Origin of the sequence: Bacteroides cellulosilyticus (assembly GCF_020091405.1) — a bacterium.
GTDB lineage: Bacteria > Bacteroidota > Bacteroidia > Bacteroidales > Bacteroidaceae > Bacteroides.
Window position 1 is genome coordinate 5,743,336 of sequence record NZ_CP081903.1, and the last position, 24,303, is coordinate 5,767,638.

At 39.0% G+C, this 24,303-nt stretch carries 17 protein-coding genes; 5 read left to right on the forward strand and 12 right to left on the reverse strand.

The annotated features are described in order from the left end of the window. Positions 1-292: 292 nt before the first annotated feature. The 10 genes from K6V21_RS22060 to K6V21_RS22105 all read right to left on the reverse strand — a co-directional run bounded on the left by K6V21_RS22060 (position 293) and on the right by K6V21_RS22105 (position 12,737). Positions 293-1,462: an EpsG family protein gene (locus tag K6V21_RS22060; RefSeq protein ID WP_224319876.1), complete on the reverse strand. Its 1,170-nt coding sequence runs from the start codon at positions 1,460-1,462 to the stop codon at positions 293-295. A gap of 10 nt (positions 1,463-1,472) precedes the next feature. Further along, positions 1,473-2,702 (reverse strand): hypothetical protein, encoded by a 1,230-nt coding sequence (locus tag K6V21_RS22065; protein ID WP_224319877.1) that lies wholly within the window; start codon positions 2,700-2,702, stop codon positions 1,473-1,475. A 111-nt stretch (positions 2,703-2,813) separates the two neighbouring features. Then, on the reverse strand, positions 2,814-3,806 hold the full coding sequence (locus tag K6V21_RS22070; protein ID WP_224319878.1) for an NAD-dependent epimerase/dehydratase family protein: 993 nt from the start codon (positions 3,804-3,806) through the stop codon (positions 2,814-2,816). Then, positions 3,803-4,987: an acetyl-CoA carboxylase biotin carboxylase subunit family protein gene (locus K6V21_RS22075; protein WP_224319879.1), complete on the reverse strand. Its 1,185-nt coding sequence runs from the start codon at positions 4,985-4,987 to the stop codon at positions 3,803-3,805. The genes K6V21_RS22070 and K6V21_RS22075 overlap by 4 nt, the downstream gene beginning before the upstream one ends. Positions 4,988-5,086: 99 nt before the next feature. Then, positions 5,087-6,193, reverse strand: coding sequence for a DegT/DnrJ/EryC1/StrS family aminotransferase (locus K6V21_RS22080; RefSeq protein ID WP_224319880.1), 1,107 nt, complete (start codon positions 6,191-6,193; stop codon positions 5,087-5,089). 12 nt (positions 6,194-6,205) lie between these two features. After that, complete coding sequence (locus K6V21_RS22085) at positions 6,206-7,651, reverse strand: lipopolysaccharide biosynthesis protein (protein ID WP_224319881.1); 1,446 nt, start codon at positions 7,649-7,651, stop codon at positions 6,206-6,208. Between the two features lie 382 nt (positions 7,652-8,033). Beyond that, positions 8,034-8,510, reverse strand: a complete 477-nt coding sequence (locus K6V21_RS22090; RefSeq protein WP_224319882.1) for a UpxZ family transcription anti-terminator antagonist — start codon at positions 8,508-8,510, stop codon at positions 8,034-8,036. A 114-nt stretch (positions 8,511-8,624) separates the two neighbouring features. Then, complete coding sequence (locus K6V21_RS22095; RefSeq protein WP_217713598.1) at positions 8,625-9,197, reverse strand: UpxY family transcription antiterminator; 573 nt, start codon at positions 9,195-9,197, stop codon at positions 8,625-8,627. A gap of 1,055 nt (positions 9,198-10,252) precedes the next feature. Further along, entirely contained in the window at positions 10,253-11,404 is a 1,152-nt protein-coding gene (locus K6V21_RS22100) for an ISAs1 family transposase (protein ID WP_224319883.1), read from the reverse strand. 181 nt (positions 11,405-11,585) lie between these two features. After that, entirely contained in the window at positions 11,586-12,737 is a 1,152-nt protein-coding gene (locus K6V21_RS22105) for an ISAs1 family transposase (RefSeq protein WP_224319883.1), read from the reverse strand. A gap of 659 nt (positions 12,738-13,396) precedes the next feature. Between K6V21_RS22105 and K6V21_RS22110 the strand changes: the two genes are divergently transcribed. Then, the gene (locus tag K6V21_RS22110; RefSeq protein WP_224319884.1) at positions 13,397-15,523 is read left to right on the forward strand and encodes a Tex family protein; all 2,127 of its coding nucleotides are present in this window, start codon (positions 13,397-13,399) and stop codon (positions 15,521-15,523) included. Here the strand turns inward: K6V21_RS22110 and K6V21_RS22115 are convergent. Next, positions 15,462-16,364 (reverse strand): CPBP family intramembrane glutamic endopeptidase, encoded by a 903-nt coding sequence (locus K6V21_RS22115; RefSeq protein WP_224319885.1) that lies wholly within the window; start codon positions 16,362-16,364, stop codon positions 15,462-15,464. The two genes, K6V21_RS22110 and K6V21_RS22115, sit on opposite strands and share 62 nt — an antisense overlap. 110 nt (positions 16,365-16,474) lie before the next feature. Between K6V21_RS22115 and K6V21_RS22120 the strand changes: the two genes are divergently transcribed. Then, positions 16,475-17,539, forward strand: a complete 1,065-nt coding sequence (locus K6V21_RS22120) for a leucine-rich repeat domain-containing protein (RefSeq protein WP_224319886.1) — start codon at positions 16,475-16,477, stop codon at positions 17,537-17,539. Between the two features lie 80 nt (positions 17,540-17,619). Here the strand turns inward: K6V21_RS22120 and K6V21_RS22125 are convergent, their stop codons facing one another. Beyond that, positions 17,620-19,233, reverse strand: a complete 1,614-nt coding sequence (locus tag K6V21_RS22125) for an ABC-F family ATP-binding cassette domain-containing protein (RefSeq protein ID WP_217713594.1) — start codon at positions 19,231-19,233, stop codon at positions 17,620-17,622. Between the two features lie 218 nt (positions 19,234-19,451). Between K6V21_RS22125 and K6V21_RS22130 the strand changes: the two genes are divergently transcribed. From K6V21_RS22130 to K6V21_RS22140, 3 genes are all read left to right on the forward strand, one after another. After that, complete coding sequence (locus K6V21_RS22130) at positions 19,452-20,084, forward strand: nucleotide exchange factor GrpE (protein WP_044270446.1); 633 nt, start codon at positions 19,452-19,454, stop codon at positions 20,082-20,084. Between the two features lie 10 nt (positions 20,085-20,094). Continuing rightward, positions 20,095-21,276: a molecular chaperone DnaJ gene (dnaJ, locus tag K6V21_RS22135; RefSeq protein ID WP_224319887.1), complete on the forward strand. Its 1,182-nt coding sequence runs from the start codon at positions 20,095-20,097 to the stop codon at positions 21,274-21,276. Positions 21,277-21,543: 267 nt separating this feature from the next. Then, positions 21,544-24,171 (forward strand): zinc-dependent metalloprotease, encoded by a 2,628-nt coding sequence (locus K6V21_RS22140; protein WP_224319888.1) that lies wholly within the window; start codon positions 21,544-21,546, stop codon positions 24,169-24,171. The last annotated feature ends 132 nt before the right edge of the window (positions 24,172-24,303 follow it).

Genomic DNA, 24,303 nt, shown 5'->3' on the forward strand with positions numbered 1-24,303 from the left:
CCATTATTCAGGAGAACATTATGCAAATACGGTAATAACATCTTACTCCTATATACTTTTCAAGATATTAAATAAACTTGAAACGCATAAATCTTAATAAAAAAAATGATACACAAATAATTAAAACCTCACAAGCTAATATTTTAATTCATTACAAAGGTAAAAATACAGAGAACACCAGTAAATGTTATACACAATGTGAATTTACAATTATTACAGATATATCAAATTAAATAAATCCTTTAAACCTATGTCTTATTTTTCTCTGAAAGACATCACCGAGTCCTTCACATTAATATAGATTTATATTATATAAATATTCCCGATCCGGGTTCTTTTGTTTTGTTAGATAAGACGAATAAGGGATATAACGACAATCATACCCTATATTACCTCTTGTTTCTAACGAAGATGGTAAATAAAAAGCACGAATTCCTACATATAATGAATAGATGAAACAGCAGCGAATATACAACATTCTATAAGTATTTTTATGCATAAAGAAGGAGTTAACTACCATTACTATCAACAACAAGTCCCAATAGTTCACAATACGGGATAAAATTAACAACTTTAGTCTAAGAACAATAAAGAACATGTACAAAACCAGCAGTTTACATTTTTCCTCATTGGTTTCTTTCAAAGAAACTATCAAATAAGGATACAATACCTGCGTAAGCAATATAAATATTATCCCAACAATAGTTATATTAATAAAACCATAGTCGTCACTTGCCAAATAAAAGACAGAACGTTCAGTCATATTATCTGGTAGAAAAAGATCTAAAAATAAAAAGTATTCAAAAAGTCCATTAGCATCAAAAAGGAATAAGGATAAAAGAGCCACAACAGTACAAAATACGATCAAACGCTTTAATGATATAAAATGTACAACAACAGTCAGTATTATAACTATAAAAGAGAACCAATGAATAAATAAAATTGGAATAGAAAACAACAAAAACTTATAAATATTTTTATGAGTAAAATAAGCGAGTAAAATATTCAAATAAATTGCAACACACAAAGACTCTCTCATTATCTCAAAATTAAAGTTCCACCACATTATACAATAATATGCTAGTATCACAAGAAAGTATTTAGTAGTAGTTTTATAAATAAAACGAAAAACTAAAATATTAACAGCAAATGCTTGAACAAGTTGTACTAGTACGAAATCATTATAAATACTTTTACAAACAATATTTATCAACAACCATAATGGCTGATTTGCAATACTGAAATCAACACTCAACCAATCAGATAGTTTTGGAAGTTTTTCAAATACTTCCATATATCTCATAGAATCAACACCTATACGATATCTTAATCCAGCAACGAGACTGAGAATAACACAACACAAAATGAAAAAATTCTTTTTATTTTTATTTTGTGTTGAAGAAAAATCATATATTAATGACAAAATCACAAAAAACAAAAAAAGAGAGATATATACTAGCATAAGCGAACGACTAATTACATATCAAAGAAAGTTTCTTATAAAAAGCACTTCCTCCAATAGCTATTAGTACTTTTTTACAAAACAAAGAAAAAGAATAATGTAGTTTAGAAAAAGAATAGTACACTTTCTCTTGACATGTTTCTTCCAAGAAAGAAAAATGTATTGCAAAATCTTTCTTACTCTTTTCCTCTTTTACGCATGTTGAAATATACAATTCTTTATGCACTAAAACATCATTTAATACATTGTGCATTTCAATTTTAACTTCATCATCATTTCTATATAAAGTGTTTTGAGTTGTCACCCCAAGCACTCCTATTGGTTTAAAATCATTACTATCAATTGTTATGACTGGAACACCCACATCACGTACAGCACGTGCTGTACCTGAATTTGAGATACAAACATCCATTTGGTCAATCAACCTCAGTGGCATAGGAAAAAGAAAACCAGTCATAACCAAACGCACATTATCAAACATTTGATATTGCTTAACGATCTCTTTCATTATATCTTCACCACCATTAGCATTTCCACCTATATATATAATTACAAATGTATTTTTTCTATTATTCTTCTGCAAAAACGTAATTATATCAGAAACCGTCATAATTACAAAAGGTTTATCCAAGCGTCCTATAATCCCAATGACATAATCTGCTGCAAAATTTCTAACAGTATCTATTAATGAAGAATCAATATCCATAATAGAAGGCAAAGTGTAATAAGCAGGAAGATGATAGCATTGACATTGAGGTATGTTCTCATTAGAAAAAAAAGACTTCATTGTTTTTTCATGAATAAAAACCAATTCCTTACGATCAAATTTAAACTTCATAAAAGAAGATAATACCGGAGGGCATTTGGGAGTTTCAGTTATATCAAAAATTAAATGTTTGACACGTGTTTGCTCAGCCAATAATTCCCCCCAAGTAGAAAGCGATGAAGAATGACTCTCAATTACGCATTGCTTATATGAACAAATATCACAACACCTCAACATTCTTTTTAGAAGCTGTTTTCTTTTGAACAAAGTATAATAATAGGCTGGTAACAATAACTCTTTCATAACTCCACTTTCATATTGAGAGAAATCGTCTATCAGAAAATTTCCAGCCGTAGTTGAATATACAAAAATATCCCAACCTTTACTCTTCAAGTATTCAGCCTTACTTTTAATATACATCTGCCCACCACCTACATCCGCCACACTATAAGTTATAAATACATATAAATTCATCGTCACTAATTAGATAACATAAAGTAATACTAATCTTTATTTATAAAGAAAATCTAATCAGACATTAATGACAAAATTCTCTTCTTCTAAGTTCGCACATACATTTCATTTTTACGCATTCCCCCATAACTTATTAAAACGATTCATTTCCATTTCATCTTTCATATCCCTCAGATATTCAAGATATCCATATTTAGGAGTATATCCTAAATCTATTTGGGTCTTAGTAATATCTAATACAAATTGAGGAGATGAGGGCTTTGAAGGACAATATATTTTAGGACTCGGATTATTTTTAGAGGAAAAGACTTCTATAATTCCATCTATCTGTTCTTCTAAAGACACTCCTACCCCCGTTCCTACATTATAAATTCCACCTTGAACAGTCGTTTCCAAACACCCTCTTATTATTTGAAGTAAATCCTTTATATAAGTAATTTCTTTTTTCTGTGCAGGATTTCCCCAAACCTCAATAGGCTCACCTCGCATAGCTTTTTCTATCAACAAACGATAAGCTAAATATTTTCTTTCACCATTAACATAATAATAAGGCGAACCATGATATGCATAAATTGTAGGAAGACGAAGAATGAAATACTTAAAGTTATAAGTTATCGCATAATGCTCTATAAAGTTAACAGCAGCATTTTTACATATAGAATACACAGAATGATCACCTGTTACAGGAAAACGTCGCTCTACATCTGCTGAAATTTTATTTTCAGATCCAAATAAATACAATATATCTGAAATTGATTGAGAGAAAACAAATCTATTACAATTAATTCTTTTCGCATATTCTAATACATTCAATGTCCCCATAACAATCGTATTGACATACTCATAAGGATTATATCCCTCCATCTTTGCAGGCATAGCACCTGCAAAATTCAATACAGCCTCTATATTCTTGTGAGGTAATACCTCAAAGCTTTCACTATCAGAAATATCAATCGAATAGTACGATATTTGATGATCCGAAAAAAAATTATTATCAGATTTTCTCCTACCAACAGCTATAACATCATATCCTAAATCTTTCAGAAAAAGGGAAGTATATGCACCAACTGTGCCTGTAGCTCCAAAAATTATTACTTTTTTCATATAACATTTACTTTTATAAAATTACAAGGATTGTCAAAAAATAAATCCATATCTAATCGAGTTTCAAACTCTAACAAAAGAATACCAATAGTCTGATTAGAACCTAAAAAAACGCCTACTTCAGTTCCTTCTTCTATAAAGATATAAGCCCCATTTAATTTCCCACTAAAATCTGTAGTAATCTGATATCCTCTATAAATACCAGAGACAGAACTATGAAGCGCATAATAGGCAAAATTGTGATCATTCTTACTGATATGAATAGGCAAAGTATTCCCCAAAGCCGCTTCTACAGCTAAAGCAACCATATTTACACCCGTATAATTTTGAATAACTTCCGGTATACAGTTTCCACCATTGCGAGGTCCCAATTCCATTATATAAATACACCCAGATTTATCTACCATGACTTCTAAATTAAAAGATAGATTTCTCAACCCAGATAGAGAAATAACATGCTCTATTTCTTTTGTTATACGTTCCTTAAGAGAGGAAGGTAATTGAGCGGGAAACTTCATTCCACATGGCACATATCCTGTAATATTATTATCAACAACCTGTTCACCATAACACACGAATTCCAAATGATCCATCCCATAAAATCCATCACCACCAATTTGAGGTCCAACTTTTTCTATATATTCCTCTATTATTATGATCTTCTTACGAGAAAAAGATAAAGCATATTCAAAAGCTGCAGAGATATCTTGCTTATTACAAACCTTAGTTATCCCTTTACTACCAGAAGAATCTACAGGCTTCACCATTACAGGATAATTCCATTCATCCAAAGAAATATCAGAATAACATATGTATGATTTAGATTTCGGAACATGAAATCCATTTGATTCTAAGAATTGACGCCAAAGATGTTTTTCACCCAAAAGACAAACTTTATCATAGGGATTACCTGGCAATCCTAACTGTTCTGAAACATAAGCCGCAATAGGTGCTGCAGGATCTGAAGCAAAACACAGAATACCGTCCACTCTTAAAGTCTTTGCTAAGAATAATACAGCTTCTTTATCAGTAGTACTCACATTATGATACTCATCCGCATATCTATGCCCTGGATTGCTCGGTAGATAATCACATGTTATGACATAATATCCTTCAGATTTCGCATATTGAATAGCTGGAAGCTGAAACCAGGTTCCACCTAAAATCAAAATTTTCTTCATTTATTCCTTAACATTATATTCAACTTCGCAGCTACAATTCAACAAAATTCACTTATAGAAAAGCCAATATTAAACTCAACATTCAAAACCAGAATTATATTACACAATTAATTCTAAAATGCGAGCTATATCTTCATCAGTAAGATCATGATACATTGGTAAACAAATAACTTCATTTGCCTTTTTAATAGAATTTTGCAACCCTTCAGGTTTGGCAGATTCTAATCCACGATAAGTAGAAAATTCACTTATCAAAGGATAAAAATACCGCCTACCTAAAACATTATGTTGTTTCATTTTAAAGTAAAGTTCATCACGGCTCATTCCATATTTTTCAGCATCTACAAAAATAGGAAAATAAGAATAGTTATGACGGACATTAGGCATATCTTCCATAAAATGAATACCGGGCACTCCTCGTAATGAATCACGGTATTTCATTGCAACTTTACATCTTGCATCTATCGCGGAATCAACTTGTTTCAAATTTAATAATCCATAAGCAGAACGTATCTCATCCATCTTACCATTAATACCAGGAGCTACAATTTCAGTTTCTCCTGCAAATCCAAAATTCTTCAAATAATCGATACGTTTTTTTGTCTTCTCATCATGGCAAATTAAAGCTCCACCTTCAACTGTATTGTAAACTTTCGTAGCATGAAAGCTTAAAGTAGACAAATCACCCGCTTCTAAAATCGATCTTCCATCCACTTCAACACCAAATGCATGTGCTGCATCATAAATAACTTTTAGACCATATTTGTCTGCAATCTCCTGAATACGATTAATATCACAAGGCTTCCCATACACATGAACAGGCATAATAGCAGTTGTTTTAGGAGTTATTGCCGCCTCAATCTTATTTGGGTCTATATTACAAGTCTCCGGATCTATATCTACAAATACAGGTTTAATGCCATTCCACCACAAAGAATGAGTAGTAGCTATAAAACTATAAGGAGTAGTTATTACCTCACCTGTTATACGAAGAGCCTGCAAAGCACACATTAAAGGCAATGTTCCATTTGTAAATAGACTAATAAAAGGAACTTTTAAATACTCACATAAAGCTCTCTCCAATTCCTGGTGATAGTATCCATTATTAGTCAACCATTTTCGATTCCAGATATCTTGCAAATAAGGAAAAAGGTCATCAAGTGAAGGAAGTAATGGAGAAGTAACTGTAATTAATTTATTTTCCATCTTTAATATTATTTATTTTCGCTTTATTATTCCAATCATCAACCGCTTTATTTCAAGATACTCTGACAAATGCATTTTTTCATAAATTAAAAAAATGAGAATTACCCCCAATAATAATTGACAGGGGAAAATTATATAAGCAGAGAGATTTAAAAGAGAAAGACTCCACATAGCTGCCGATGTAAAGAGAGATACTAAGAATGTAGGTAATATATCAGTTATCTGTTTTTTAGTTGAATAATTAATTAAATCAGCTGAATAGTAACTATTCAAGAAATAAGCAATAAAAGACGTGCATACACTTCCATAAAGCATATATTCAATACCATAAAAGATTCCAATAATAATAGGAGCAATTGCTATAACTTTTTTCAGAATTTCTAATTTCAAGAACAAATCTGAACGTCCTTTTACCTGAAGTATATTCAGATTTATAGCATGAAGAGGATACAACATGCCTGAAAAACAAATAATCTGTAAAAAGTGAACAGCAGGTAACCATTTCTCACCTATCAAAATTAGCAATAGTGACTTGGAGACAGCAGCGAGTCCCAACATACAAGCAAATGTTACTAACATTGTAGTTTTAATAACCTTTCTATATGCTTCGCGTAAACGTTCTGGCTCTTCTTGGATAGAACTAAGTACTGGATAACTAACACGTTGAACGACGGTTGTCAAATTACTGGAAAAGATTGTTTTAAACTGTTCCGCACGCGTAAATTGCCCCAATTGACTAGAAGTATAAAAACGCCCAATAACTATATAATAAATATTTTTATATATTGTATCAAGTAATCCAGATAGCAATAATTTAGAACCAAAACCAAATAACTCCCTAAAACTTTTTATTGAAAACTCCCAAACAGGCCTCCATCTACAGAAAATCCACAAAAATAAAGTATTCAAAAGCTGACGAGATATTTGCTGCCCAACTAAGCTCCACACTCCCATATTACATAATGCCATTCCAATACCAATTATGCCACTAGAAACAGAAGAGATTAAAGATATTTTAGTCTGAGTTTTAAAATTAATATTTCTAACAAATATCGTACGAGGAATAATCGCTAATGCATTAATAATAACCACCCATCCAATTATCCTTGTAACATTTATCAAAATAGGCTCCTTAAAAAAAGAGCTAATAGCTGGAGAAGCCAAAAATAAAAGAAGATATATAACAATACTAACCAACAGGTTAAAATAAAAGACTGTATTATAATCAATCCGATCTATATGGATTTTTCGAATCAGAGCATTAGAAAAGCCACTATCAGTAATAGAGTTTGATATAGCAATAAATATAGCAATCATCGCCATTATACCATACTCTGCTGGTGTAAGCAAACGAGCTAAAACTAATCCAACCAAAAAGGTAACACCAGAACTAGCTATATTATCAATAAAACTCCAACCGACTCCCTTAACGGTTTTATCTGTCAAAGACTTATACACAAAATAAATATTCTTTTAAATAAATATATAGAAGTTATAGCCCCCCCTTCATATCTCATAAATTAAGCACATTATTTATTACCGCTTAACCGGATATTAATTCTCGTAAAACATTCACAATCATTTTACTGAATAAAGTCTATTTCATCTTGCATTTTTTACAATACATTAGAATTCAATTTATTCAATAAAGTTCTGAAATTCAGTAAAACAACTTTAATTGAACAAGTATTCTGCTTAAAGTATTCACAAGCCTACGCAGCACATCGTCACATAACTGTAGCGGATATTTCTTTTCAAGTCATAAGCATAAATAAGATGCAACGAGATCATATCAAGATTCGTAAAATATCACAATAGCATCATTATAGTTCATCTGAAATTATTCTTCTACCTCCTCAAACGGATACTGATTCTCCTCAAACTCCTTCAACTCCTCTGCAATCTCCGCCTGCTCCGGGCTCAACCCTGCCTTATCCCAAGTATTGATAATTTCATGAGCCTCCTTTGCTAAACTCTCATCATAGAACTCACCATAACAATAAGTTAACAAACGTACCTTCAGCAATGACGCAGAAAGCTTCGGAAGCACCTCCCAGCTACGATCCAGGACACTCTGAATATATTCCTGCTTGCAGCCATTATCATAAATCGTTGCAGCGAAAGCCACTAACAAACCAAGGCAAAGTTCAGCCTCCTCTTCGGCCGTAGCTCCATGAATGTTGTAAAGTTCGATAGCCCGTTCGTAAACATCACGGTTCAAACGTGTAAATTGGTCCGCATAAATGGGACTTCCATCAAGCCCGTAGGTTAGAAGATCATGGGCTAAGGAAAATAATGATGAAGAATTAGAATTCATATTATTAAATGTTTTATTTCAAAAAGAGAAGATGCTTCGAAAGATTTAAGAGAACACAATACTATGCATCAACTAATAATTATTGTCAACAGCAATGCCAATCAATGATTAATGTCAATCAACAGTTAACGGCTCAACAAGCGAAGGCGGGATAAAAGTAGTAGCTACAGCCATGACACCTTCAATATTGACTACCACACGGCGATCATGGCGAATACGGACAAACTCACCGATTACACCTTTGAAAACACCATCAGTGATACGAACCTTCTGACCTTTTACCAAATTCAGTTCGGCTGCTTCCATATAAAGAATTGGCTCATCATGACTACCCGCTACCAGAATAAAACTGCGCATCTGCGCATCAGGAATAACTACCGGACGGCAATGTTCACGATTCATAATGAAACGTATAGGCATCGTTCCCTCAAGTTCGTCCTTCAAAGCATCAATACGCTTGCGCGTAGAATGAACGAAGACAAGATTATGTATGGCGGGCACCAATCTACGGACACGCTTACCACCTTTCATCACCATTCCATAGCACATAGGAATAAAGCTCTCTATGTTCTCCTTATCAAGAATAGACTTAAGAGTCAGTTCACGACTATAAGAGACACGAATAGCAAACCAATGGAGATTTTGAGAGTTGAAAGTTGAAAGCTGAGAGTGAGTACTTTCAGTCATGATATTTTCGCAAAGCAACTTCGCGTAAGGATATTTTTTAGGGACACCGGAGTAGTGAAATACCTACCGATCAAGTTATGTAATGCGATTATTTTAAATAACTTATGCTGCATTCATTTCATTTCAGAACTTCCTACCATCGCGGAAAAAGAAGCTGTGAAACATCTATGTGGAGCTTCTGGAGTCAAAAGCTATAAACGGGTGATTAAGGAAGATTAGTTGTCTTTTAATCGTTCGTTTAATGGGCGCAAAGATAAAAGGTATTTTTTGAATGACCAAAATGTTTGATAAAAATATTTTCTCAGACCCTCTTTTTGCATGTAAGTATCTCATGTGTAAGGTTTTATATTCTGAAAAAATATCATTAATATCTATTCAACTTGATGTTTTAATAAGAGATATTTTCTTTACAAATATTGGTGTCCATTAAACGAACGTTTTTTGAACACCTATCCATTTTTACTCCAATAAATTATATATCAGCCAATTAATCGTCGTAAATCAGTATATATAATCAATATTATTCTAAGATTCTTACTTACTCTTTCTTTTTTACACTAAACTTCGTAGCTTGAAACATATTTTTCCATCACTAATTCAGACATTAAAAATCATAGAAGTATGGTAAAGAACAAATTTAATAGAGCTATACACAACGAACCTCCTGTGTACATATGGAAAAATAGATTGACTGTAATTACACATTTCTTGTGCAAAAAAGGAATATCTATAAACAATAATAATAAACATAAAGCTATTAATATAGACATTAATAGATATTACCGAAGAATACAATTACTAAAATTGAAGAAGTAAGAAAGGTCTATTTAAAAAAATGCGTAGTTAAATCATTATTTACCTCAATAGCCTTATAAACGTTTACCTGCTGAAATACACAGCTACAATAGTCTGTTGGTGAATGCTTTGTACCTACTTCCTTATGAATTACATGCCCTTTTACTTGTTATTACATAGCTTTTTCTTTGGATTCAGATCCTTTCTCCTTTGTTTTAGAATGTTGCATTTGGATGTGTGTACAGTTCAGGGCTGACGCATTAAAAATATTTCATGGATAAAAGTTCACAAAGTAGTTCATTATCCCATCCTGCTGCCTTTCTTTTCCCTTTTACGCTTCCTTTTCTTTCATTTTTCTTAATAACCATCAGTGCTATTTTATTCATAAGTGAAACGTTTTGTGCCGCATTTCCGGTTTTTCTGCCTGCATCTTCATTAAAAGAGACATCCAACTGCCAATGCAAATTGTTTTCAATAGCCCAATGTGCCCGTATAGACTCTGCTATTTTTTGAGGTTCCAGCCCTAAAGAGGTGATATAAAACCTATGGCTTACAGAGGTTTCGCCTGTTGTTTTGATTGTTCTTTGTGAAGATATTCTCACAACCGCCTTCAATCCCTTCCATTCTTTGAACATTCCGGTTAAAGCCTGGCAACTGTACACAAAACATTCACGGCGTTCGTGTCTGCCATGAGACTCTTCCTCTGTTATATATTTGCCGTATCTGGTGGCATAATGTGCTTTGTTCACATCGATATTTTTATCATCCAAATCATCAAACCAACTTTTGACGGTATTATAAAGATTCTTATGGTTTTCTTTCAGAGCTAAGACATAATCTGCTCCACCCTCTATTATTTTTTTAGCAATATCCGTTTGACACCCCATTGCATCAATGGTTACAATGCACTTGACTAAATCCAAGGCTTCTAACAACAACGGGATAGCCACGATCTCGTTATGTTTTTCATTAACTTTCAGCTGTCCAAGACTGATGCCATTAGCTGTAGCCCAAGCACTAACCATATGAAGTTTAAAATTTCGATTACCAGTGGGGTGAGATGAGCTACATTTACTGGCACCACGAATGGTTTTGCCGTCAATAGCTACAACACCCTCATATTTCTCGCAGATTTCAAACATCCAATGCCGAAAAATACGTTCGAAATACTCAGGATTCAGAGCACTGAAAAAACGATTGAAGGTATCGTGACTGGGGATAGATTCCAATCCGGGCAGCCGTTCGCGGAAAAAGTCAATCTTGGCATTGCCGAAATCTTCTACTTCATACCAGGATTCTGCACCACATATTACAGCAGCCATTGAAATATAAACGATAGCATCGGCAGAATGTACACGTTTTCTGTCAATACGAGGATCATTGATTTGTTTACAAATACTAAATATTGCCATTATTTTAGTCAATTTATGTTTCTTAATTGCTTATAAAGATAAGAATTTAAGATGACATATAAAAATAGTTTATACATTAATTGTCAATTATATATAGTGCGATTTTAATAAATTGAATATAAGTATTTATGGTAAAAACTATAATGCGTCAGCCCTGGTGTACAGTTGCAGGGCTGACGCATTAAAAATATTTCATGGATAAAAGTTCACAAAGTAGTTCATTATCCCATCCTGCTGCCTTTCTTTTCCCTTTTACGCTTCCTTTTCTTTCATTTTTCTTAATAACCATCAGTGCTATTTTATTCATAAGTGAAACGTTTTGTGCCGCATTTCCGGTTTTTCTGCCTGCATCTTCATTAAAAGAGACATCCAACTGCCAATGCAAATTGTTTTCAATAGCCCAATGTGCCCGTATAGACTCTGCTATTTTTTGAGGTTCCAGCCCTAAAGAGGTGATATAAAACCTATGGCTTACAGAGGTTTCGCCTGTTGTTTTGATTGTTCTTTGTGAAGATATTCTCACAACCGCCTTCAATCCCTTCCATTCTTTGAACATTCCGGTTAAAGCCTGGCAACTGTACACAAAACATTCACGGCGTTCGTGTCTGCCATGAGACTCTTCCTCTGTTATATATTTGCCGTATCTGGTGGCATAATGTGCTTTGTTCACATCGATATTTTTATCATCCAAATCATCAAACCAACTTTTGACGGTATTATAAAGATTCTTATGGTTTTCTTTCAGAGCTAAGACATAATCTGCTCCACCCTCTATTATTTTTTTAGCAATATCCGTTTGACACCCCATTGCATCAATGGTTACAATGCACTTGACTAAATCCAAGGCTTCTAACAACAACGGGATAGCCACGATCTCGTTATGTTTTTCATTAACTTTCAGCTGTCCAAGACTGATGCCATTAGCTGTAGCCCAAGCACTAACCATATGAAGTTTAAAATTTCGATTACCAGTGGGGTGAGATGAGCTACATTTACTGGCACCACGAATGGTTTTGCCGTCAATAGCTACAACACCCTCATATTTCTCGCAGATTTCAAACATCCAATGCCGAAAAATACGTTCGAAATACTCAGGATTCAGAGCACTGAAAAAACGATTGAAGGTATCGTGACTGGGGATAGATTCCAATCCGGGCAGCCGTTCGCGGAAAAAGTCAATCTTGGCATTGCCGAAATCTTCTACTTCATACCAGGATTCTGCACCACATATTACAGCAGCCATTGAAATATAAACGATAGCATCGGCAGAATGTACACGTTTTCTGTCAATACGAGGATCATTGATTTGTTTACAAATACTAAATATTGCCATTATTTTAGTCAATTTATGTTTCTTAATTGCTTATAAAGATAAGAATTTAAGATGACATATAAAAATAGTTTATACATTAATTGTCAATTATATATAGTGCGATTTTAATAAATTGAATATAAGTATTTATGGTAAAAACTATAATGCGTCAGCCCTGTGTACAGTTGTAGTGCACGTGCTTCACTGTTGTAAAGCACGTGTATCACTACTGTGAGTCACGATGTTCACAATCGTGGTCATATCTAAAACACTCTATGTCAACAGAGTATACATGCGTAGTTTGCGCAATGGACATAAGGGATTGACACTTACAATCCATGCTTTGGATGGACAAAAGTAGGTGGAAAAACGCCTGAAATGAAAGGGTGTAAAAACGAATAGTGTAGGCAAAAAAGAGAGATAACAAAAAGATAATCAAAGATATATCTCTGACATAGGTAGAGTGTAGGTAAATTTGCCTACACTCTACCTACACTTACCTACACTCCACTCTATTACCGATGAACAGGACGATGCAGAAGGTGAGTGTAAGCGTGTAGGTAAAATAGTGCATAAACTCAATGTATAGGTTGAAGCCCAATAATATGTTTTTCGGCTACAGAGATATCTTTTATTCTTTTTTCGTATCTTTGACCCTCATTATTCAAAAACAACTCAACATGATACAGTTATTCCATCGCATGATTTCCGCCGCCCTCGGCATTTCCGAGAAGCAAATCGGCCATACACTCGATTTATTGGAAGACGGAGCTACCATTCCCTTCATCAGTCGCTACCGCAAAGAAGCTACCGGCGGACTGGATGAAGTGCAAATTGAAGCCATCAAAACACACTATGAGAAGCTGAACGAAACAGCCAAACGGAAAGAGACCATCATCAACACCATCAACGAGCAGGGGAAAATGACTCCCGAACTGCAAAAACGTATTGATGAAACATGGGACAGCACCGTTCTTGAAGACATCTACCTACCTTATAAACCCAAACGCCGCACACGTGCGGAAGTAGCCCGCCAGAAAGGACTGGAACCACTGGCGACATTGCTGATGCTGCAACGGGAACCCAACCCCGAGAAACGTGCGGAAGCATACGTCAAAGGAGAAGTGAAAGATGCCGAAGACGCACTGAAAGGGGCACGGGACATCATTGCCGAACAGGTCAGTGAAGACGAACAGGCACGCAACACCGTGCGTTTTGCCTTCTCCCGGCAAGCCGTCATCACCGCCAAAGTAGTGAAAGGAAAAGAAACTGAAGCAGATAAATACCGGGATTATTTCGAATTCAGTAAACCACTGAAAAAATGTACCTCGCACCAGTTGCTCGCCATCCGTCGTGCCGAAGCCGAAGGTCTGCTGAAAGTCAGCATAAGTCCTGATGACGAGGAATGTGTAGAGCGTCTGGAACGCCGCTTTGTCCGTAGCAACAACGCTTGCGGAGAACAAGTGGCGGAGGCCGTACAGGATGCCTACAAACGCCTGTTGAAATCGTCCATCGAAACTGAGTTTGCCGCACAAAGTAAGGAGCAGGCCGATGAAGAAGCCATCCGGGTATTCGTCCAGAACCTGCGCCAGCTATTGCTCGCCTCCCCACTGGGGCAAAAACGGGTAATGGGCATTGATCCGGGCTTCCGTACAGGCTGCAAGGTAATATGCCTGGACGCACAAGGCAATCTGCTCCACAATGAGAACATCTATCCGCATGCTCCGGTGCACAAAACCGCAGAGGCTGTATCCAAAATACAAAAGATGGTGGAAGCTTATCAGATAGAAGCCATCGCCGTAGGCAACGGAACCGCAAGCCGTGAAACCGAAGAATTTCTGAAACACCAAACTTTCAGACAGGATATTCAGGTATTTGTGGTGAGCGAACAGGGTGCTTCGATTTATTCCGCATCCAAAATCGCCCGGGATGAGTTTCCCGAATACGATGTCACGGTACGTGGAGCCGTATCTATCGCCCGCCGCCTGATGGACCCATTGGCGGAATTAGTGAAAATAGATCCGAAGTCCATTGGCGTGGGACAATACCAGCATGATGTGGATCAGACGAAATTAAAAAAATCACTGGATCTGACCGTAGAAAGCTGCGTAAATCTGGTTGGTGTAAATCTGAATACGGCAAGTAGCCACCTGCTGACGTATATTTCCGGTCTAGGCCCTCAGCTGGCACAAAACATCGTGAACTATCGTGCGGAAAACGGTGCATTTACCTCCCGCAAGCAACTGATGAAAGTACCGCGTATGGGAGCCAAAGCATTTGAACAATGCGCCGGTTTCCTTCGTATTCCACAGGCTGAAAACCCCTTGGATAATACGGCCGTACACCCTGAGAGTTATTGCATCGTAGAGCAGATGGCAAAAGACCTGGGATGCAGCGTAGCAGAACTTATCGCCAGCAAGGAGCTCCGCCTGAAAATAAAGCCGGAGAAATACCTCACTCCTACCGTGGGTATGCCGACATTAAAAGATATTCTGCAAGAATTGGAAAAACCCGGACGCGACCCGAGAGGTCCGATAAAGATTTTCGAGTTCGACAAGAATGTACGCACCATCAACGACCTGCGCGAAGGCATGGAACTCCCCGGTATCGTAGGCAATATCACCAACTTTGGCGCATTTGTCGACATAGGTATCAAAGAGAATGGTCTGATCCATCTTTCGCAGCTGGCCGACCGTTTCGTTTCAGACCCGAATGAGATTGTCTCTATTCACCAGCATGTCCGGGTCAAGGTGCTGAGTGTGGATATGGACCGCAAGCGGATTGCCTTGAAGCTGATTTCAGAATAATCGCAATAGCAATAATCATCAACGCGGTGCACAGGACAGAACCTTCGAAACCGAATGCACCGCCGTTGATGATATTCTCTTCCGGTAATTCTAAAGACAATAAAGTACCGCCTAATCGTCCTCCGCTTACTTCGAAACCAAGAATCGGACCTTGCAGCCAATTCCAGAAAAGATGAAGAGCGATAGGAAACCACAAATTACGCGTATATATGTAGGTAGAACCTATCATAATCCCCGCCAACAATATATTCAGAAAAGCGATCAGAGAAAAGTTGGGATTAAAAATATGCATCAGGGAAAACAATGCGGATGAAAGAAACAATGCCACAAAACGATTGACACCTGCGGTCAGCAAATGCCCCAGGACAAAACCGCGAAAGGCAATCTCTTCTGCAAGAGCAACCAGCAACATTAATATCCAAGACAGCAGAAAATCGTATGCGCTAAAGCGTACGGCAGCAATTTCAACCTCTCCCAACCCATATAATATTCCAAATCCGACAGCATAGATAGCCAAGGCAACGAATGTACCCCAAAAGATGTCTTTAGCCCGCCCTTTCAAGGATAAGCCCAAGTCTGTAATCGGAAGGTGGTCCCAATTCTTCAGCAGAACCCAGGCCGCCAGGAAAGTTCCCGCCAGAAAACTACTTTGCATGACAACTTCTTTCAAAATTCCATCTATCTTAAAAAAAGAGACCGCTTTGATGCAAACAGCTCCCAATACTCCGGCAAATCCCAGCATCAAAAGTATATAAACGATAACTTTTGCCGCAACAACCAGATAAATGACAAGTTTCGACTCTTGCGGGGCAATATTTATATCTTCGTTCATTGATTCCATATCCTTAGTTTCTATATGTTAATACCCCGGCAAAAATACCTATAAAATTAAAAATAGAAAGCAAATTCCTACAAAAAGCGTATATTTGTCTAAACATATCTATTACTGTCATGAAACTAAAACGAACATTAGCCACTATAATGCTGACTGCATGTACTTACGCAGCAATTGCCCAAAATGCAGGCACACCAGCTAATAATAAAACTTTTTTTGTAGCCAAGCCCGGCACTCTGGTATCCATGCTCACTGAGGATGAAGCCAACAGCGTCACCCATCTTACATTGACCGGAAAACTAAATGCCATTGACTTCAAACATCTGCGCGATGAATTCAAGAATCTGAAAGTGCTGGATATCTCCAACGCATCCATCAGTACATACGCAGGCAAAAGCGGCACTTACCCCGACCGTTTCTATATTTATCCGCCCAACTGTGTACCGGCTTATGCATTCTGCCAGCAGACCAGCGACAGTACTTTCACCGGAAAAGCAACTCTCCAGAAAATTATTCTTTCAGAGAAAATCAAGAACATAGAAGACGCGGCCTTCAAGGGTTGCGAAAATCTGAAAATATGCCAGTTGAGAAAGAAGACTGCTCCCAACCTATTACCGGCCGCCTTGGCAGATAGCATAACGGCCATTTTCGTTCCGTTGGGTAGCAGCGACTCCTACCGTGGCAAGAAGCATTGGGAAACCTTTGCCGTGATAGAGGGAGAACCTGTAGAGGCTTTCGTACAAGTAGGCTTAATGGGAAGTCTTGCCAGTGAATTAGTGGCTGCGGGCTTGCAACCGAAAGATGTGAATTTCCTGACCGTAGAAGGAAAACTGGACGAAGCTGACTTCACCGTAATACGTGATTATATGCCCAATCTTGTGGCTGTTGATCTGAGCAAAAGTAACACTACGGTTATTCCCGAATATACTTTTACCCAGAAAAAAGATCTGTTGCGCATCCAGCTTCCCAAAGGTTTGAAAAGTATCGGACAACGTGCATTCAGTGGATGCGGTCGCTTGTGCGGTACGCTTGAATTGCCAGCCGGAGTGACTGCCATCGAATATGGTGCATTTATGGGATGTGACAACCTGCGTTATGTAGTAGCTACAGGAAACAAGATTACGACTTTGGGGGATAGCCTGTTCGGAGAGGACGGGAGGAATAAGCTGATTTATAAGTGACAAGCGATAAGCTACGAGCTACAAGTACCTTTCGGCATAATAGCGCAGCAACTCGTAGCTTGTAGCTCGTCACTCGTAGCTTAACTGTACATCTTAGCTCTTAATTCCTTAATATGGTCAGAAGTGATGTATTCGTCATATTCCATCATCTTATCAATAATACCGTTCGGAGTCAGCTCAATAATACGGTTGGCAACGGTCTGTATGAACTCGTGGTCATGAGAAGAGAACAGGATATTACCTCTATACGTCTTCAAGTTATTATTGAATGCCTGGATGGACTCCAAATCAAGATGATTGGTAGGAGTATCTAAAATCAGACAGTTGGCATTGCGCAACTGCATACGGGCAATCATACAACGCATCTTTTCACCTCCCGACAGCACACTTGCTTTCTTCAAAACCTCTTCACCGGAGAACAGCATACGACCCAGGAAACTCTTCATATAAACTTCATTTCCTTCACCAAACTGGCTCAACCAGTCCACCAGATTCAGATCCGTATTGAAATATTGAGTATTATCCAGCGGCAAGTATGCCGTAGTAATAGTGACACCCCAACTGAAAGTTCCTGCATCCGGCTTCATTTCTTCATTTATAATCTCGAACAATGAAGTCATGGCACGGGGATCGCGGGAAAGGAATACCACCTTATCCCCTTTCTCTATATTGAAGTTTACATCGCGGAAAAGCACAGTGCCGTCTTCCAAAGTCTTGGTCAGTCCGGAAACTTCCAGAATCTGGTTACCCGGTTCGCGCTCGGGAGTAAAGATAATGCCCGGATACTTACGCGAAGAAGGCTTGATTTCTTCCACATTCAGTTTCTCCAACATCTTCTTACGGCTGGTAGTCTGCTTGCTCTTCGCCACATTGGCACTGAAACGGCGAATAAATTCTTCCAACTCTTTCTTCTTCTCTTCTGCCTTAGCCTTCTGGTTCTGTTGCTGACGCAGAGCTAACTGGCTTGATTCATACCAGAAACTATAGTTACCGGCAAACAGGTTAATCTTACCATAGTCAATGTCTACCGTGTGCGTACAGACAGAGTCGAGGAAGTGACGGTCGTGACTCACAACCAACACCGTATGTTCAAAATTAGCCAGATAATCTTCCAGCCACATCACGGTTTCCATATCCAGGTCATTGGTAGGCTCATCCAGCAACAAGTTATCCGGATTACCGAACAAAGCCTGTGCCAGCATCACACGTACCTTCTCCTTACCGCTGAGGTCACCCATCAGCACATAATGCTTATCTTCTTTAATGCCCAGACCGCTCAACAAAGCCGCCGCATCGCTTTCTGCATTCCAGCCGTCCAGTTCCGCAAATCTTTCTTCCAATTCGGAAACCTTCAAACCGTCCTCATCCGTGAAATCTTCTTTGGCATAAAGCACTTCTCGCTGTTTCATGATATCCCACAAAACAGTATGCCCCATCATCACGGTATCCATTACCGTAAGTGCATCCCACTTAAAGTGGTCCTGACTTAATACGGAGAGGCGTTCACCCGGACCTAACATAATAGAACCGGTCGTAGGGTCCAAATCACCGGATATAGCACGCAAGAAGGTAGATTTTCCGGCACCATTGGCACCGATAATACCATAGCAGTTTCCACTTGTAAACTTCAGGTTTACATCATTAAATAACACCCTTTTTCCAAACTGTACGGAAACATTAGAGACTGTAATCATTGATTTATTTACTATTTATCGATTTACAATTTATACGAATGAGTCGCTTTTTTATTCACCACAGGGTGCAAAGATAGGCATTTTTCCATGAATACTCGTAGAAATGCGCTGTCAATCTGACATAAAAGTATTACCTTTGCGGCGTTTTAGACAAATGCTGCCTATTTGGCAAAGTTTTTGTTAGTAGAGCGATATACTAACTTAAACCCTTGACAGCAATGAAAACAAATCCTTTTTACAAGTATAATAAGAATAGAAATATGGACCCGAAAGAAAAAGAAAACATCAACGAAGAAGAGTTAATGTCCGAAGCTACGCAGGATGAAGCCACGGAAAATGAAGAAATTCAAGAGGAGGACGCACAGGACAGTGCAGCTCCGGCAGAAGAGGAAAAGCTTGCCCAGGAACTAGAAGAAGCAAACAAAGTGATAGAAGAGCAGAAAGATAAATATCTGCGCCTCTCCGCCGAGTTTGACAACTACCGCAAACGTACCATGAAGGAAAAGGCCGAGCTGATTCTGAACGGTGCCGAAAAAACCATCAGCAGCATTCTTCCTATTGTAGACGACTTCGAACGCGCTCTGAAAAACATGGAAACTGCCACAGACGTAGCAGCCGTGAAAGAAGGAGTGGAATTGATTTATAATAAGTTCATGTCTGTATTGGGACAGGACGGTGTGAAGGTGATTGAGACCAAAGACAAACCTCTTGACACCGATTTTCACGAAGCAATTGCCGTTATCCCTGCACCGGACAAATCCTTGAAGGGAAAAATTCTGGATTGCGTACAGACCGGCTACACGCTAAACGACAAAGTAATCCGCCATGCCAAAGTGGTGGTAGGAGAATAACATAATATATATGGAAAAAAGAGATTACTACGAAGTACTGGAAGTCGAAAAGACAGCATCGGTAGAAGAAATTAAGAAAGCCTACCGCAAAAAAGCCATTCAATATCATCCTGACAAGAACCCGGGTGACAAAGTGGCGGAAGAAAAATTCAAAGAAGCGGCAGAAGCCTACGATGTACTAAGCAATGCGGACAAGCGTGCCCGTTATGACCAGTTCGGTCATGCCGGAATGAGTGGCGCTGCCGGAAACGGTGGACCGTTCGGCGGTTTCAGCGAGGGCATGTCTATGGATGATATCTTCTCTATGTTCGGAGATATTTTCGGTGGACGTGGCGGTGGCTTCGGAGGCGGATTCAGTGGTTTCGGAGGCGGATTCGGAAGCGGAAGTTCACAACGCCCGCGTTTCCGTGGTTCGGATTTGCGCGTAAAAGTAAAACTGAATCTGAAAGAGATTTCTACCGGAGTAGAAAAGAAATTCAAACTGAAAAAGTACGTTGCATGTGATCACTGTCACGGTTCAGGGGCTGAGGGTAACGGTGGTTCGGAAACCTGCTCGACCTGTAAAGGTAGCGGTACGGTAATCCGTAACCAACAGACAATTCTTGGCACGATGCAGACACGTGCCACCTGTCCGACTTGTGGCGGTGAAGGTAAAATCATCAAGAATAAGTGTAAGGTATGTGCCGGAGAAGGTATCGTTTACGGCGAAGAAGTGGTAAGCGTAAATATTCCTAAAGGCGTAATGGAAGGCATGCAGCTTTCTATGGGCGGCAAAGGAAATGCCGGAAAACACAACGGCGTTCCGGGCGACTTGCTGATTCTTGTAGAAGAGGAACAAGACAAAGAACTGATTCGCGACGAAAATGACTTGATTTACAACCTGCTTCTCAGCTTCCCGACAGCCGCTTTAGGTGGTGCGGTAGAAATACCAACCATTGACGGAAAGGTGAAAGTAAAGATCGAATCGGGTACACAGCCGGGCAAAGTGCTCCGCCTACGCGGAAAAGGTCTGCCAAGTGTAAACGGATACGGTACGGGAGATTTATTGGTAAATGTCAGCGTATATGTACCGGAAACGCTTAACAAAGACGAGAAAAAAGCACTTGAAGAAATGGAAAGCTCGGATAACTTCAAGCCCAATACTTCGATTAAGGAAAAGATTTTCAAGAAGTTCAAGAGTTTGTTTGACTAAACTGACGAATCAGTTACGAGCTACGGGCTACAAGCTACAAGTGCCTTTCGGAACATAGCGCAGCTACTTGTAGCTTGTAGCCCGTAGCTCGTAACTAATACGCTTTAACTGATACTGTTTTTTTATAATTGAAAGATTCTTTGCGTTATAAAAGAAAAAACGTCAAAACTAACCCCATTCATCTGGTAGCATAGATAGTTTTACTATCTTTGCCGATACTTAATTCTATGAGTAGAATAGGTAACCTGATGATAATTGATATAACTGATGAGACTAAAAACAATTCTGCTAACTACAGTGGCTACAGGCGCCTTGATGTGTGAACCTGTGATGGCGTATGCTGTAGATTCTACACCCGATTCTATGGGATGGTTCCGAAAGAAAAAGAAGAGTGAACCAAACGACAGTGTTAAATCCAAAAACGAGTACGAGAAACTGACCGGAGACGGTAGCATCATTCACCGTGGTATGTTCAATGTGTACCAGAAAAAGAACGACTATTATTTTGAGGTACCGGCGAACTTACTGGGCAGGGATATGTTGGTAGTGAACAAGCTCCAACGCGTTCCTTCCGAACTAAACGAGGCCGGAGTGAACCGTGGTACGAATTATGAAAACCAAATGGTACGCTTCGAACAGGATAAGGCTACGAATAAGTTGCTTATCCGTCAAAGCCGCCCTCTCCCCCTCGCTCCTGCCGGAGACGCAATCAGCCAGTCAGTACGTGACAACTACATCTCGCCATTGATAGCCGGCTTCAAGATTGAGGCATTCAATAATGACTCTACGACGATGGTTATCAAGGTGAATGATATTTATGATGGAACGGAGACGAGTATCAACAACGTATTTACCAATATTAATCTGGGAACGTCTTCCATCAAAAATCTTTCGCGTATTCTTTCCATCAAAGCATTCGAGAATAATGTAGTGGCCACGTCCGAGCTGACAACGAAAGTGACCGAAGGAACAACTTCCGTCTACGTAACCGTTGAAGTTAGTTCTTCACTGATGCTACTGCCGGAAACACCTATGACCGGTAGACTGGATAATGCCCGTGTAGGCTATTTTACCAATCCTTTGCTCAGCTATAGCGACGGACAACAACGGGTCAGCAAGCAACAGTTCATTACCCGCTGGCGTCTGGAGCCTAAATCGGAAGACCGCGAACGTTATCTGCGTGGCGAATTGGTAGAACCGGCTAAACCGATTGTATTTTATATAGAAAACTCTACTCCGTATCGTTGGCGTAAGTATATCAAACAAGGTATTGAAGACTGGCAAGTGGCATTTGAACGTGCCGGATTCAAAAATGCCATTATCGCTAAAGAGATCACCGACAGCATGACGGTAGATATGGATGATGTGAATTACTCCGTACTGACCTATGCAGCCTCCACCAAAGCAAACGCTATGGGACCGTCTATTCTGGACCCCCGATCAGGGGAAATCCTGGAAGCGGATATCATGTGGTGGCACAATGTACTGAATATGCTTCAGGAATGGATTACCGTACAAACAGGTACTGTACGCCCGGAAGCCCGCGGCATCAAGTTATCCGATGAACTGATGGGAGACGCCATGCGTTTTGTAGCCTGCCACGAAGTAGGTCACTCTTTAGGGTTACGCCACAATATGATGGGATCATGGGCATTCCCCACCGATTCCTTACGCTCCAAGTCATTCACCGACCGGATGAATTCGACCTCTTCTTCCATCATGGATTATGCCCGTTTCAACTACGTGGCACAACCCGGTGACGGAATAACCGCTCTTTCACCGCATATCGGTCCTTACGATATCTTTGCCATCGAATACGGTTACCGTTGGTATGGAAAAGAAAATCCGGAAGAAGAAAAGGATTTACTTTATGATTTCCTGAGCCGCCATACCGACCGTCTGTATAAATACAGCGAAGCGCAGGATGTGCGTGATGCCGTAGATCCCCGTGCACAGAACGAAGATCTGGGTGATGATGCTGTACGTTCTTCCCAATATGGTATTGCAAACCTGAAGCGGATCGTTCCCGAAATTATAAAATGGACGACGACCGGAGAAAAAGGACAGACTTATGAAGAAGCTTCCCGCTTATACTATGCCGTAATCAATCAATGGAATAACTATCTGTATCATGTACTCGCCAACATCGGTGGTATCTATATAGAAAATACAATTGTGGGTGACGGACAGAAGACTTATACTTTTGTAGAAAAAGAAAAGCAACAAGCTGCCCTGAAGTTTTTGCTGGATGAAGTGCTGACTTATCCGAAGTGGTTATTCGACACAGAAGTAGGTGAATATACCTATCTGCTTCGTAACACTCCGCTGGGTGTTGTAGAAAATGCACCGACGCAGATATTGAAGAATGCCCAGTCCTATATTCTGTGGGATCTTTTATCCAACAACCGCCTGGTACGTATGCTTGAAAACGAAGCGGTAAATGGTAAAAAGGCTTTTACTGCCGTAGAACTGATGGATGGTTTACATCGCAGCATTTTTGCCACAACGGAACGGGGAGCATTGCCTGACGTCATGACACGCACCTTGCAGAAAAACTTCCTGGATGCCTTGATTACAGCCGCTGCCGAAAGCGAAGGAGTAAAAATCAACAAGAAGTTAATGGACAATCATTTCCTGCTGGATAACCAGTTACCGCTTTGCAGTTGTGATGAACATGCTCATCGCTCGTTGGATGCAGACCGGATGGGTGCCCGTCGCGAATTGAACTTCTACGGCTCTCAACTGAACCGCATCTCAGATGCCATTTCCGTGAAGCGAGGTGAACTGTTGCGGATCAAGGATCTGCTTCAAAGTCGCCTGGGAACATCAGATGTGGCAACCAAATATCATTATAAAGACATGATTCTCCGTATTAACACGGCATTAGGACTTTAAATTTAGCGCTATGCGCTAAATTTAGTTACGAGCTACAAGCTACAGGCTACAAGTACCTTTCGGCATGATAGCGTAGCAACTCGTAGCTTATAGCTTGTAGCTAAAAACCAGTTTTCAATTTAAGTATTAATT